Origin of the sequence: Polymorphobacter sp. (assembly GCF_048007885.1) — a bacterium.
In the GTDB taxonomy this organism is placed as follows: domain Bacteria; phylum Pseudomonadota; class Alphaproteobacteria; order Sphingomonadales; family Sphingomonadaceae; genus Sandarakinorhabdus.
This window is the reverse complement of the sequence record NZ_CP180346.1, coordinates 2,426,388-2,439,713: the sequence shown is the minus strand read 5'-3', so window position 1 is coordinate 2,439,713 and position 13,326 is coordinate 2,426,388. Positions and strand designations below refer to the sequence as shown.

The 13,326-nt window shown below is 67.4% G+C and carries 10 protein-coding genes; 7 read left to right on the top strand and 3 right to left on the bottom strand.

The window, feature by feature from the left end; translation table 11 throughout:
• From ACMVO5_RS11760 to ACMVO5_RS11750, 3 genes are all read left to right on the top strand, one after another.
• Nucleotides 1–966, top strand: coding sequence for a lyase (locus ACMVO5_RS11760; RefSeq protein ID WP_416907685.1), 966 nt, complete (start codon nucleotides 1–3; stop codon nucleotides 964–966).
• Complete coding sequence (locus tag ACMVO5_RS11755; protein ID WP_416907684.1) at nucleotides 963–1,310, top strand: c-type cytochrome; 348 nt, start codon at nucleotides 963–965, stop codon at nucleotides 1,308–1,310. Before ACMVO5_RS11760 ends, ACMVO5_RS11755 begins: the two co-directional genes overlap by 4 nt.
• A 65-nt stretch (nucleotides 1,311–1,375) precedes the next feature.
• Nucleotides 1,376–2,929 carry a GNAT family N-acetyltransferase gene (locus tag ACMVO5_RS11750; RefSeq protein WP_416907683.1) on the top strand — a complete coding sequence of 518 codons (1,554 nt, stop codon included), beginning with the start codon at nucleotides 1,376–1,378 and terminating at the stop codon, nucleotides 2,927–2,929.
• Here ACMVO5_RS11750 and ACMVO5_RS11745 read toward each other — a convergent pair.
• The 3 genes from ACMVO5_RS11745 to ACMVO5_RS11735 are packed head-to-tail and all read right to left on the bottom strand — an operon-like array spanning nucleotide 2,902 to nucleotide 7,803.
• Nucleotides 2,902–4,185: an MFS transporter gene (locus ACMVO5_RS11745; RefSeq protein ID WP_416907682.1), complete on the bottom strand. Its 1,284-nt coding sequence runs from the start codon at nucleotides 4,183–4,185 to the stop codon at nucleotides 2,902–2,904. The genes ACMVO5_RS11750 and ACMVO5_RS11745 overlap by 28 nt on opposite strands.
• A gap of 1 nt (nucleotide 4,186) precedes the next feature.
• Nucleotides 4,187–5,653, bottom strand: a complete 1,467-nt coding sequence (locus ACMVO5_RS11740; protein WP_416907681.1) for a CRTAC1 family protein — start codon at nucleotides 5,651–5,653, stop codon at nucleotides 4,187–4,189.
• On the bottom strand, nucleotides 5,653–7,803 hold the full coding sequence (locus ACMVO5_RS11735) for a penicillin acylase family protein (protein ID WP_416907680.1): 2,151 nt from the start codon (nucleotides 7,801–7,803) through the stop codon (nucleotides 5,653–5,655). The genes ACMVO5_RS11740 and ACMVO5_RS11735 overlap by 1 nt, the downstream gene beginning before the upstream one ends.
• A 172-nt stretch (nucleotides 7,804–7,975) precedes the next feature.
• On the opposite strand from ACMVO5_RS11735, the gene ACMVO5_RS11730 reads away from it, so the two are divergent.
• The 4 genes from ACMVO5_RS11730 (at nucleotide 7,976) to ACMVO5_RS11715 (ending at nucleotide 13,278) form a co-directional block, all read left to right on the top strand.
• Nucleotides 7,976–10,240, top strand: coding sequence for a TonB-dependent hemoglobin/transferrin/lactoferrin family receptor (locus ACMVO5_RS11730; RefSeq protein ID WP_416907679.1), 2,265 nt, complete (start codon nucleotides 7,976–7,978; stop codon nucleotides 10,238–10,240).
• Nucleotides 10,241–10,304: 64 nt separating this feature from the next.
• On the top strand, nucleotides 10,305–11,339 hold the full coding sequence (locus tag ACMVO5_RS11725; protein ID WP_416907678.1) for a hemin-degrading factor: 1,035 nt from the start codon (nucleotides 10,305–10,307) through the stop codon (nucleotides 11,337–11,339).
• Entirely contained in the window at nucleotides 11,339–12,190 is an 852-nt protein-coding gene (locus ACMVO5_RS11720; RefSeq protein WP_416909371.1) for a heme/hemin ABC transporter substrate-binding protein, read from the top strand. The genes ACMVO5_RS11725 and ACMVO5_RS11720 overlap by 1 nt, the downstream gene beginning before the upstream one ends.
• A complete protein-coding gene (locus ACMVO5_RS11715; protein ID WP_416907677.1) occupies nucleotides 12,190–13,278 on the top strand; it encodes a FecCD family ABC transporter permease in 1,089 nt (362 codons plus the stop codon). Before ACMVO5_RS11720 ends, ACMVO5_RS11715 begins: the two co-directional genes overlap by 1 nt.
• The last annotated feature ends 48 nt before the right edge of the window (nucleotides 13,279–13,326 follow it).

The following is a 13,326-nucleotide window of genomic DNA, read 5'->3' as shown; positions in this document are numbered from 1 at the left end:
ATGACCATCTTCCGTCTTGTTGCAGCACTTCTCGCCGCCGTTCTCATTGCCGTGCCGGCCGCCGCGCAGACGGTCCGCGTCTTCGATCTGCCCAAGGGCGCCAAGCCGCATGATGTCTCGCCGGGTGCGGGCGGCATGGTCTGGTATACGGCGCAGGGCCAGGGCGCGCTCGGCATCCTCGACCCCGCCTCCGGCAAGGTCGAGCAGGTGCCGCTCGGCGAAGGCTCGGCCCCGCACGGGGTCATCATGGGGCCTGACGGCGCCGCCTGGATCACCGATTCCGGTCTCAACGCCATCGTCCGCTGGGACCCGGTCACGCGCACCCAGAAAAACTGGGTGCTGCCTGAAGACACCGGCTACGCCAACCTCAACACCGCCGCCTTTGATGCGGCCGGCGTGCTCTGGTTCACCGGCCAGTCGGGCTTTTACGGCAAGGTCGACCCCAAGGCCGACAGCATCGCCGTCTGGGCCGCCCCCAAGGGCCGCGGCCCCTATGGCATTGACGCGACGCCCGAGGGCGAGATCTATTATGTCTCGCTCGCCGGCAGCCACCTCGCCAAGATCGACCGGGCAACCGGCGAGGCGCGCATGATCGAGCATCCGGAGCCGGGCCAGGGCGCGCGCCGGGTCTGGGCCGACAGCAAGGGCATGCTCTGGGTCTCGGAGTGGAACGCCGGGCATCTGGCGCGCTACAATCCCGAAACCGGCAGCTGGTCGCGCTGGAAGCTGCCCGGCGACAAGCCGCGTGCTTATGCGGTCTATGTCGATGAGCGCGACATCGTCTGGGTCTCGGAATGGTCCGCCAATGCCACGCTCGCCTTCGATCCGGCCAGCGAGCGCTTCATCGCCACCATCCCCGGCTCGGCGCCGGGCGCCAATGTCCGCCAGATCCTTGGCCGCAAGGGCGAGGTCTGGCTGCCCGAATCGGCGCTCGACCGGCTGGTACTGGTCAAGACCGATCCGTGATCCTCGCCGCCCTGCTGCTCGCCGCCGCCAGCGCGGACCCGGCAGCGGCGCCCGCCCGCGCCTTTCAGAAGTGCATCAGCTGCCATAGCCTCGACCCGGCCGAAACCGGCCTGCCCGGCCCGAGCCTCGGCGGCGTGATCGGCCGCCGCGCCGCGAGCGTGCCCGACTTTGACTATAGCCCGGCGATGCGGGCGGCAGGCGCGGCCGGGCTGGTCTGGACAGAAGAGAGGCTCGATGCCTTTCTCGCCAACCCAGAGGCGCTGGTGCCCGGCACGATGATGCAGACGCCGCCACCGACCAGCACCGAAGAGCGCGCGTTGCTTTACGGCCTGTTCGCGCGCTGATTTGCCTGCCACGTTCCAAACGGGCTACAGTGACAAGACAATCAGCAACCCCGAAAGGCCAAGTCTTGACCTCCAGCACCCAGGCCGGCAGCGCGCCGCGCCTGACCCTTCGCAACGCCACGCTGCGAGACGCCAAGGCCATCCTCGCGCTGGTCGACCGCTCCTACACCGACATCGGCGGCTATACGCTCGGCATGATCCAGGGCCAGATCAGCACCTTTGCCGAAGGCAAGATCGTCGCCGAATATGACGGCGCCATCGTCGGCTACTGCGCCACCTTCATCATCGACGAGAAGACCGCCTTCGAACCGCATAGCTGGTCCGAGATCACCGGCGGCGGCTATGGCTCGCGCCACGATCCCGATGGCGACTGGCTTTATGGCATGGATGTCTGCGTCGATCCCGCCTTTCGCCGGCTGCGCATCGGCCAGCGCCTCTATGATGCGCGCCGCCGGCTGTGCGAGCAGCTGGAGCTGAAGGGCATCGTGTTCGGCGGCCGGCTGCCGGGCTATGCCAAGCGCCGCAAGACCTATGACACCCCGCAGGCCTATCTCGACGCCATCCAGGCGCGCAAGGTGCGCGATCCGGTGGCCTCGTTCCAGCTGCGACTCGGCTTCGAGCCGGTCGGCGTGCTCGCGGATTATCTGCGCTCCGACAAGGAGTCCGCCGGCTTTGCCGCCAAGATGGTGTGGCGAAACCCCAATGCTGCGCCCGAGCCGCAGCCCAAGCGACTGATGCGCGCCGATTCCGAAGCCGTGCGCATCGCCACGGTCCAGCTGCAGATGCGCGCCGTCAAATCCTATGAGGAGTTCGCCGCCAACATCGAATATTTTGTCGATGTCACCGCCGATTACCGCGCCGATTTCGTCGTCTTTCCCGAGCTGTTCACTCTTCAGCTCCTGTCGATGATGGACCGCAAGCTTGATCCCGAGGAATCGATCGAGGCGCTGACCAGCTTCACCCCGCAGATCATCGAGACCTTTCAGCAGCTGGCGATCAGCTACAATATCAACATCATCGGCGGCTCGCACCCGACCCGCGTCGATGGTGACATCCACAATGTCGCCTATGTCTTCCTGCGTGATGGCTCGGTTCATTCGCAGGAGAAGATTCACCCGACGCCCAATGAGCGCTATTGGTGGAACATCAAGGGCGGCGACGGCATCCAGACGATCGACACCGATTGCGGCCCGATCGGCGTGATGATCTGCTATGACAGCGAATTCCCCGAGGTCGCGCGCCGCCTTGTCGATCAGGGCGCGCGGCTGCTGTTCGTGCCCTTCTGCACCGACAGCCGGCAGGGCTATCTGCGCGTGCGCTATTGCTGCCAGGCGCGCGCCATCGAAAACCAATGCTATGTCGTCATGTCCGGCAATGTCGGCAATCTGCCCGGCGTCGAGAATATGGACATTCAATATGCCCAGTCCTGCATCCTGACGCCTTGCGACTTTCCCTTCGCGCGTGACGGCATCGCGGCCGAGGCGAGCGAGAATGTCGAGACGGTCACGGTCGCCGACGTCAATCTCGCCGATCTCAACTGGGCGCGGGCGCAAGGCTCGGTGCGCAACCTGCGCGACCGGCGTTTCGATCTCTACCGGATCGATTGGCGCGACCCCTGAGGGGTTGGCCGCGCGAACAACAGCATCGCAGCCACGCACAGCGCGGCGGCCGCACCAAACACCCCGGCGCTGCCACCCAGCCGCTGGATGGCTCCAAGCTGCTGCGCGCCAAAGGAGGTGCCGAGATTGAGCATCGCCATGAAGGCGGCAAATTGCGTGGCTGCCACCAGCCGGTCACAGGCCGCCATGGCGCGCGCATAAACCGACACCGACAGCAGCACGAACAGCATCGCATGCGCCACGAAATAGGCGCTGAACACCCAGGTCTGCGGCCATAGCGGCGCGGCCAGCGCCATGCTGCCGTGCAGGCCCGCCAGCAACGCCAGCGACAGGAGAACCGCCCGGCCGTGACCAAGCCGGTCGGCGATCCACCCCGATGCCACCATGCCGAACAGCCCGCCGGCGATATCGGCCGCGCCCGCCAGCCGCGTGAACGCCTGCTGGTCCCACCCCAGCGCCTGCACCGCAAACACCGGAACCAGCGCCGTCTTCAGCCCATAGGCAGCAAAAGCCACGAAAATGCCCGCCGCCAGCACCAGATTGACCGGGCGCAGCATCACGCCAAAAAGCGTCCGCACGATCGTCAACAGCCCCGGCGCCGGCAGCGTGCCGGCATCGGCCATGCCGGCGCTCCAGGGCAGCAGCCGCTCGCCAGCGCGCTCCCGCAAGAACAGCGGCAGCAGCAGGATGGCGAAGATCGTCGCCGCCGGGGCCAGAACGGCAGCGGCGAAACCAAGCTCGGCAATCAGCGCCCCGCAGACGATCGAGGACCCCGCAATGCCGAGCGTCTTGCCCCCCCACATCAGCCCGTTGGCCCGGCCGCGCTCGTCTTCAGGCACAATATCGATAGCCATGCCGTCGATCGCCACATCCTGAAAGGCGGCTGCCATGTTGATCAGAAACCCGCTGACACTGAGCCACAAAAGCGCACCCGGCTGCGGGTCCTGCAGGCTCAGCACGACAAGCGCCGACACCAGCACCAGCTGCGCCCCGATGATCCACGGTCGCCGTCGCCCCATGGCGGGGAACTGGAACCGGTCCATCAGTACGCCGTTCACCAGCTTGAAGCTCCACGGCAGCAGGATGATGCCGATGAAGCTGCCGATCTCGGCTGCACTCGCCCCGTTCGCCGCCAGCCACGCCGGCACCGCCACATAAAGCAGCCCCTCCGGCACGCCCTGTGCGAAATACAGCGCAAACAGGGTGACATTGCGCCAGCGTCGTCGCTGGGCGAGCACGGGCAGGCGCCCGCTCATGTCAGCGCGCGCGGCGCACCACCACTGGCTTCGGCCCCGCCGGCACCCCTTCCATGCGTTGCACAACACGCCCGCCGGCGCTCATGAAGCTGACCTCGATATCGACCATCGCCACGCGGCCCAGCCCGAAATGCACCGGCATCACATGCTGCGCACCGTAGCCACCGCCCGTCGAAACCTGCCCGCTGCCGATCAAGGCACCACCCGGCGCATAGACCCGCACCTCAGCGCCCGCCTGCGTCGCCCGCCCGTCGGCATCCAGCACCATCACCTGAATGCTGCGCGCCGCCGGCCCCGCTGCAAGCTCGTTGCGGAACAGGAAATGCCCGCCGGTGACATTGTAGCCCTTGGTGATTGCCAGATCGAGATCGCCGTCGCCGTCGAAATCGACCAGCGCCGTGCCGTGGTCGCCGCGGTCCGCGGGGCTCCCCGGCACCAGTCGGTTGACCAGTCGCCCGTTGCCTTCGTTGTAATACAGCCGGTTGGCCGGCACCTGCTCCCCCGGCGCCCCGTGATAGGACATCACCGAAAGCTCGGGCCGGCCGTCATTGTCCATGTCCCCGAACGCCGGCCCGACCGCGTGGTTTTCGGCATCTTCCGCCACACCGGCCTTGGTCGCCGCGTCTTCAAAGCTGCCGCCCGGCAGCCCGCGCCACAGCCGGTTCGGCCCATAGCCCGGCACGAAGATGTCGAGATGACCATCGCCGTCATAGTCACCAATGGCGCAACCGACCCCGCCCTCGGTCTTCAGCCGGCCCGGGCTGTTCACGCCAAGCTCTGCCGCCACATCGACAAAGGCATCGCCGTCATTGCGAAACAGCGAATCCTCCTTGCCCGACTGGTTGGCCAGAAACAGGTCAAGGTCACCGTCGCGGTCAAAGTCGAGCCAGCAGGCGCCCACGGTCGAGCGCGCCGCGCTGATCGGCGCCGCGGCCATCACCTGCACAAAGGCGCCGCCATCGTTGCGAAACAGCTTGTTGCCGCCCAGCCGGTCGGTGATGAACAGGTCGAGATCGCCGTCATTGTCATAGTCGATGAAATTGTTCTGCCGGGATGACCGCCCGGTGAGCGTCAGGCCCAAGGCGGGCGCAACATCCTCGAACCGGTCGCCGGTCCTGCGAAACAGATGGCTCGGCCGGTCGCGCAGCGCGGAGCCGGCGAAGAGGTCGAGCTGACCATCCTGATCGAAATCGGTCCAGCTCAGCCCGCGATATTCGCCGCCGTCTGCGCCCGGAAGCCCCATTTGCGGTCCGACATCAACAAAGCTGCCGCCATCATTGCGGTAGAGCCGGATCGCCCCGCCCTTCAGCGACACGGCGAAATCAAGGTCACCATCACCGTCGAAATCCGCCCAGGCGTTGGACAGCGAGCCCGGCACGCTGAACATATCTTCCTGCACCGGGGTGAGCGGGGGCAGCTGCGCGGCGGCCGGGGCGGCCAGCGCCGCTGCGATCAGAAAAATCCGCATCAGAACGCCACCCGCTCTTCAAGGTTCTGCTCGATTTCGGCGCGCGTGCGCCACAGCGTGCGGAACTGCTTCTTCTGCACCAGCTCGAGCTGGTCGGTGCGGTGCTTCGATCCCGGCTGGCTGCTGTTGCCATAGCTCATCACACCCACCGCCTTCATCGGCGTGCCGAACTCGACCATGCTCACCCAGGTCTCGCCGTGAAGCGGCTGGCGCTCGCCGTCCTTCATCGGGCTCCAGGTCATCACCCGGAAGATGCCGAGATTGCCCAGCCCGCCGTGCCCGGCGATGCTGAAATCGCCCGGCTTGGCGCCTGCCAGCTTGAAGCGCGACACCTCGCCCAGCGGCCGGTCAACCGCGCCGAACTGCGCGCGCGTATCGGCCACCGCCTGCTTCAGCATCGCCACGGCCGCAGCCGGATCCTTCAGCCCGCGCGGCGTCTCAATCGCATCCTCAAGCCGCCAGCCCTCGGCAAAGCCGCCCTCGCCGGTCAGGCTCGGTCCGGCCAATCGCTTGGCCCAGCTTTCAAAGAGCAGCGCTGCCCGGCTGTCGGCCTCATAGCGGCGGTCCCAGCCCGCCAGCAGCAGCTTGGCCTGCACCAGATCGGGGTCATCGGTCTCGCCCACGGCCTCGAGCAGCGGCGGGATCATCCGCTCGGCCATCAGCGAGGTCGTCGTCACCTTCCGGCTGAGAAAGTCATCCCAGCTGATCTTGTCTTCGCCCGCCATCAGCCGCACCGCCATCTGCGCGCGCATGCTCATAGTCGACTGGTTGACAATATAGGCCGGCCAGTCAGCCGGGTTGAGCACGCGCGGCCAGGTCGAAACCCAGGGCCCGTCATTGGCGTTCTGCACAAAGCCGCCCGGCGGGTCGATCACCTTGGGCAGGTCTTCATAAGGGTGAACCTCGCTCCACAACGTCGCCGAGGTGTCGCCCGGCACAAGCCCGGCCCAGTGATCATAGCTCTTGTTGTCGGGGTATTTGGGCAGGATGCCATTGTCGAGATACATGATATGGCCGTCACGGTCGCCGTAGATGATGTTGAAGGTCGGTACCTGCAGCGTCTTCAGCGCGGCTTCGAACTGCGCGAAATTCTGCGCCTTGGCCATGTCGAGATATTGCTGGATCACCCCCGGACGGTCGAGCCCGGCCACCTTCAGCGCAAAGGCGCCCTTGGCCCCTGGCATGTCGAACACCGGGCCATGCAGGCTGCGGCGCTGGGTGAAGCGCACCGTCTTCAGCGTGCCATCGGGCTGGCGCACCTTGTAGCTTTTCTTCGCCGTCTCGAACGGCCTGAGCGCGCCGTCGAACCGATAGCCCTCGCCGTCGAGCTTCAGCTCATAGCGGGTGAAGCCGCGCATGTTGTTGACCGTGTGGGTAAAGCCCATGTTGTCGTTGAAGGCGAAGCGGATGATCGGCAGCCCGACCTGCGTGCCGCCATAAATGCTGTAGCCCGGCGCCTCGAGGTGGATCTCGAAATAGGTCAGCATCGAGGGCGCCCAGGGCAGATGTGGATTGGCCAGCAGCAGCGTCTTCCCCGCCGCCGTCCGCTTCGGCATCACCGCCCAGGCATTGGAGCCGTCGCTGCCCTCGGGCTCGAGCGCGCTCGGCGCTTCGCCTTCGCCAGCGGGCGAAAGGTCAGCCATCACCCGCCCTTCGGATACGACATAGTTGAAGTTCATCAGCCGGTGCGCATGGCCGATGATGTCGACGCCCGAAATGGGAAGGACCTGGCGCATCTCGGGGGCGATGGCGTCGGGATGCGCAGCGGCATAGGCGTTGATGCCGGCGGCAAAAGCTTCAAGGTTCTCGCGCATCGCCGGTGTTTGTGCAGCAAACCATGACTGGGCGCGCGCCGGCACGTCATTGGCGAGCAGCCAGCGATCGAGCGCCTCGCCGCTTGCGCCCCAATATTCCGCCCCGCGCGCGCGCGATTCCCCATACATCTTGAGCAGGATGTTGCCGTGCGCCTGCGCCTGCGCCCAGCCGAAGCCATAAAAGGCCCCGGCCTCACGATTGGCGAACACATGCGGCACGCCGTAGCTGTCCCACAATATCTCGCCGCCGCCATAGGCCGGCATTGCCTGCTCCATGGGCTGGGCCGCCACCGGCACCGCAAGCCCCATCATCACGCCGAAAACCAATGCACGCATCAATCAGGTCCCCCTTCGCTCTGCGCCCAGCCTAGACGAAAGCCACGGCGAGAAAAGGCCCGATCAACGGCATTTGTCGCGATTGGTTCGCATTTGCGAAAAACCGCTTGCCCGGATCCAGCATCGATTGCTAATGCTCCTGCGAATCGTTCGTAACAAGGATCTGCATTCCATGCTTCGCCCCGTCGCGCTGCGCCGCCTTCTCGCCACAAGCTGCCTCGCCGCCACCCTTGCCACGCCCAGTCTCGGCGCAAGTCGCGCCGCCGATGCAGCGGCCGCAGCAGATGCCGAAGCTGCGCCGGTGATCACCGTCACCGCAACGCGCACCCCCACCGATGCGGCCGATGTCGCGGCCACGGTCAGCGTCATCACCGCCGAAAAGATCCAGGACAATCTGATGGAAGACATCAAGGATCTGGTCCGCTTCGAGCCCGGCATCGATGTGCGCAGCCAGCCGAGCCGGCCGGGCGCGGCCTTTGGCACCACCGGGCGGGATGGCAACAGCGGCTTCACCGTGCGCGGCCTGTCGGGCAACCGGGTGCTGATCCAGCAAGATCTCATCCGCCTGCCCGATAGCTTCGCCTTTGGCGCCCAGAGCGCCGGCCGCGGTGACTATGCCGACATCGAGCTTCTGAAGACGGTCGAATTCCTGCGCGGCCCGACCGCGGCGCTCTATGGCTCCGACGGGCTCGCCGGCGCGGTCAGCTTCACCACGCGCGATCCGGAAGACCTGATCGCCGAGGGCAACAACATCGGCGTGCGCGCCCGCCTCGGCTATACGGGTGCTGATGAAGGCTGGGCAAAGTCGCTGATGCTGGCCGGCCGCAGCGGCCGGCTCTCGGCGCTCATCGCCTACAGCCGGCGTGACAATGGCCCGCCCAGCAACTTCGGCACCAATGACGCCGCCGACGCCACCCGCACGGTGCCCAATCCTCTTGAAGCCAATCAGGATTCCGTCCTTGCCAAGCTGGTCTATGATGCGGGCGGTGGCCACAAGTTGCGCCTCACCGGCGAACTGCTGCGCGGCGAGACAACGTCCGATGTTCTGACCGGCCGCACCCCGGTGCCGCCCGGCGGCATGCTCTCCCCACGCGCCGTCCTCGACCTCAAGCTTCAGGATGACATCGCCCGCGACCGCGTGAGCCTCGACTGGCGCTACAGCGGTGAAGGTCTGGTCGAAGATGCTTTCGTCATCCTTTACCACCAGAACAGCCGCAACCGGCAGCAGAGCTTCGAGGACCGCAACCTGCTGCCCGACCGGATCCGCGACAACCAGTTCGACAACCGGGTCACCGGCATCAACAGCCAGTTGGCGCTGCGCTTCGCCACGGGCAGCATCAAGCACCGCTTCATGCTGGGCGGCGACTTCTCGCGCACCCGCCAGACGGGCCTGCGCGACGGCACCGTGCCGCCGTTCGGCGAAACCTTCCCGAGCAAGGCCTTCCCCGATACCGACTATGATCAGGGCGGCATCTTCGTTCAGGACAGCATCGACATCGCCGATGGCCGGCTGCTGCTCTACCCCTCGCTGCGCCTCGATCATTACCGGCTCGGCGTCGATGACGACCCGCTGTTTCCGGGTCAGGCCGCCAGCCAGACCGGCTCGCGCCTGTCACCCAAGCTGGGTGCAGTCGGCTGGCTCACGCCCGCCTTCGGCGCCTTTGTCAGCTATGCTGAGGGCTTCCGCAGCCCGACGCCAAGCCAGGTCAACAATGGCTTCATCAACCCGGTCGCCGGCTATCTGTCGGTCGCCAATCCCGATCTGCGCCCCGAGACCAGCCGCGCCTGGGAAGGCGGCCTGCGGCTGCGCGAAGCCGTGGTCGGCAGCGCGACGCTCAATGGCCAGGTCAATGTCTTCAGCGCCCGCTACCGCGATTTCATCGATCAGGTGCAGGTCAGCGGCAGCTTCCGGCCAAACGATCCCGCAATCTTCCAGTTCATCAACTTCGCCAGCGTCAAGATTGAAGGCGTGGAAGCCAGGCTCGACGCCACGCTCGGTCTCGGCTTCGGCCTCAACATCGCCGCCGCCTGGGCGCGCGGCGAGGCGCTTGGCGCCCGGCCGGGACAGGTCGACATCGAAACCCCGCTGTCGCCGATCAGCCCGTTCAACCTCGTCGCCGGGCTCAACTGGCGCGGGATTGAGGACAAGCTGTTCATTCAGGCCATCGCCACCCACAGCGCATCGAAGAACCAGGCCGGCATCGCCGAGGCCTGCTCGCCAGACTGTTTCGCCAGCCCGGCCTTCACCATCCTCGATCTCACCGCCGCCTTCAGCTTCAGCGGCCATGCCCAGGCCCGCATCGGCGTCTTCAACGTCACCAACCAGAAATACTGGTGGTGGAACGACGTCCGCGGGCTGGCCGCCAATTCCGGGATCGAAGATGCCTTCACCATGCCCGGCCGCAACATCAGCGCCAGCCTGATACTGCGCTATTGAAACGCACCCGCAATTCCCTATCCTGCTATTGCAACTGATTCGCTATCGCGCAAGGATGCTCGCCATGAACCAGACCGCTACCCTCACCCAGCCCGCCACCCCCGCCCGCCCGCTCCGGCCCATCGAGCAGGCCGCTGCCATGGGCCTTTCCGAAGGCGAATGGCTGACCCGCCACGCCGCTGACGATCAGGGCGCGCGCATCACCCGGCTGGCCGCGCCGGCCAAGGACATATTGAAGGCGCTCACCCCGCTCGGCACGGTGATGGCGCTCACCCGCAACCCCGCCTGCGTCCATGAAAAGGACGGCATCTACGACAAGATCGACATCGGCCCCGGCATGGGGCTGGTGGTCAACTATGACATCGACCTGCGCCTGTTCATGCGCCAATGGGCCAGCGCCTATGCCGTAGAGACGCCGCAGAAAGACGGCAGCCTGCGCCATTCGCTGCAATTCTTCGATCGCCACGGCACGGCCATCCACAAGATCTTCGCCCGTCCCGTCACCGACATGACCGCCTGGGCCGCGCTCGTCGAACGGTTCGCCGGTGACTTCGAGCCGATCACCGCCACCCCGCGCGCCGCACCCGCCGAAGAGCGCCCGGACGGCGAGATCGATGTCGCAGCGCTGCGCGATGGCTGGACCGAGCTGAAGGATGTCCATGACTTCTTCGGCATGCTGCGCAAGCTCGGCGCCGGCCGCCAGCAGGCGCTGCGCCTCGCCGGCGCGCCTTATGCGCGCCCCATCGCCACCGACGCCATCCGCCAGCTGCTGATGGACTGCGCCGAAAAGCAGGTTCCGATCATGTGCTTCGTCGGCAACGAAGGCTGCATCCAGATCCACAGCGGCCCTGTGCACAACATCAAGGTGATGGGTCCCTGGCTCAACGTGCTCGACAAGGGCTTCAACCTGCACCTGCGCGAAGACATGATCGCCGCCGCCTATGCCGTGTGGAAGCCGCAGAGCGACGCCGCCGTCCATTCGATCGAGCTCTTCGCCGAAGACGGCAGCATGATCGCCCAGTTCTTCGGCGAGCGCAAACCCGGCATCCCGGAAATCCCGGCCTGGGCCGAGCATGTGCAGGCCATCCCGACCCTGTGATGCTCAGCCGCCGCCTCGTCCTTGCCAGCGGCCTCGCGCTCGCCGCCGCGCCGCTGGCCGCACAACCTTCAGCGCGCCGCATCGTGGCGCTGGGCTCTGACGTCGCCGAGACGCTGTTCGCCATCGGCGCGGGCGCCATGGTCGTCGCCACCGACGATACCGCCACCTATCCCGCAGCCGCCGCCAGCCTGCCCAAGCTCGGCTATCTGCGCAGCCTGGCGCCCGAACCCATCCTCGCCGCCCGGCCAGATCTCATCATCGCCGCCGATGGCGCCGGGCCAGACGCCGTGCTCCGCCAGATCGAGAGCGCAGGCGTGCGCATCCTTCGCCTCAAGCCCGGCTACGACGCCGCCGATGTCGCCGCGCGCATCCGCACCATAGGCGCTGCTGTCGGCCGGGCCGCGCCCGCCGAGGCGCTGGCCACCGACCTGCTGAAGAGGCTCGCGATGCCGCTGCCTCAGGGCTGGTCAGCACCGGCCTGTCTGCTGGTACTCGCCCAGGCGCCAGGCCGCATCCTCGCCGCCGGGCAGGACAGCGCCGGTGACAGCTTCATCAGCCTCGTCGGCGGTCGCAACATCTTCCGCGCCAACGGCTACAAGCCTCTGTCCGCCGAAGCCGCCATCGCCGGCGCGCCAGCGGTCATCCTGCTGCCCTCGCATGTCGTCGGCATCGCTGGCGGACTCGCCCGCCTCAAGGCCGACCCGGTCTTTGCCGGCACACCCGCCGGCCGCGCCGGCCGTTTCGAGGTGATCGACAGCCAGGCCGCACTCGGCTTCGGCCCGCGCCTGCCCGAAGCCGTCGAGCGCGCGCGCAAGGCGCTGGCGCCGCTCGCATTGCCGCGCCAGGCCTGATGGCCACCGCCGCCGCCAGCCTCGCCGCTGCGCCGCCGTCCCGGCGCGGCGTATCACGTCCAGCGCTCGTCGGCGCCGCCCTCTCGCTGCTGCTGCTCGCCTCGCTGGTCGCCAATCTGCGGCTCGGTGCAGTCGTCATCAGCGGCAATGATCTTCTTGCCGTGCTGCGCGGGGCCACACCCGCCGATCCCGCCGCCGAGCTGGTGCTGCTCGGCATCCGCCTGCCGCGCATGGTCGCCGCCATGGCGGTGGGCGCGGCACTGGCGCTGGCCGGCGCCGCGATGCAGGCGCTGTTCCGCAATCCGCTGGCCGAGCCGGGCCTGCTCGGCGTCAGCACCGGGGCGGCACTTGGCGCCGCCGCCTGGCTGATCGCCGGTGGTGCCATCGGCGCGGCCCTGCCCGCCGCCCTCGCGCCGCTGCTGCCCTTCGGTCTTCCGGTCATGGGCTTCTTCGGGGCCATCGGGGCCATCGCGCTGGTTCTGCTGCTCGGCGGCCGCGCGCGCGGGCCGGAAGCCACGCTGCTGATGCTGCTCATCGGCATCGGCGTCAACGCCATGGGCGGCGCGCTCATTGGCGCGGCAAGCTATATCGCTACTGACAGCGAGCTGCGCGCCCTCACCGTCTGGATGCTCGGCTCACTGGCGCAGGTGGAGCGGACGGTGCTGATGCCGGCACTGCTGCTGCTCGGTGCCGCTGCTGCGGGCATCTTCAGCACATCACGCGCCCTCGACCTGCTGGCGCTGGGCGAGGCTCCCGCCCGCCACCTCGGCCTCGATACCGACCGGCTGCGCCGCCGCCTCGGCCTGCTCGTCGCCGTCACGGTTGGCTCGGCCGTGGCCCTGTCCGGGGTCATCGGCTTCGTCGGCCTGATCGTCCCCCATGGCATCCGCCTGCTCGCCGGGCCGGGCCACCGCGCTCTGCTGCCATTGGCCGCGCTCGGCGGCGCGGTGGCGCTGTCGCTGGCTGATCTGGCCGCGCGCATGGTCGCCCTGCCGGCCGAAGTGCCGGTCGGCGTGGTCATCTCGCTGGTCGGTGCGCCGGCCTTTCTGGCGCTGCTTCTGAGCCGCGTCCGCGGCGGCTTCGCATGAGTTCTTGCCCTATCCGACCTGCGCCTCGCACGGGGCGGCCGCACACTG

Coding starts and splice junctions, on each gene's coding strand:
- ACMVO5_RS11760 (WP_416907685.1), top strand. CDS start 1: ATGACCATCTTCCGTCTTGTTGCAGCACTTCTCGCCGCCGTTCTCATT.
- ACMVO5_RS11745 (WP_416907682.1), bottom strand. CDS start 4,185: ATGAGCGGGCGCCTGCCCGTGCTCGCCCAGCGACGACGCTGGCGCAAT.
- ACMVO5_RS11740 (WP_416907681.1), bottom strand. CDS start 5,653: ATGCGGATTTTTCTGATCGCAGCGGCGCTGGCCGCCCCGGCCGCCGCG.
- ACMVO5_RS11735 (WP_416907680.1), bottom strand. CDS start 7,803: ATGCGTGCATTGGTTTTCGGCGTGATGATGGGGCTTGCGGTGCCGGTG.
- ACMVO5_RS11730 (WP_416907679.1), top strand. CDS start 7,976: ATGCTTCGCCCCGTCGCGCTGCGCCGCCTTCTCGCCACAAGCTGCCTC.
- ACMVO5_RS11725 (WP_416907678.1), top strand. CDS start 10,305: ATGAACCAGACCGCTACCCTCACCCAGCCCGCCACCCCCGCCCGCCCG.
- ACMVO5_RS11720 (WP_416909371.1), top strand. CDS start 11,339: ATGCTCAGCCGCCGCCTCGTCCTTGCCAGCGGCCTCGCGCTCGCCGCC.
- ACMVO5_RS11715 (WP_416907677.1), top strand. CDS start 12,190: ATGGCCACCGCCGCCGCCAGCCTCGCCGCTGCGCCGCCGTCCCGGCGC.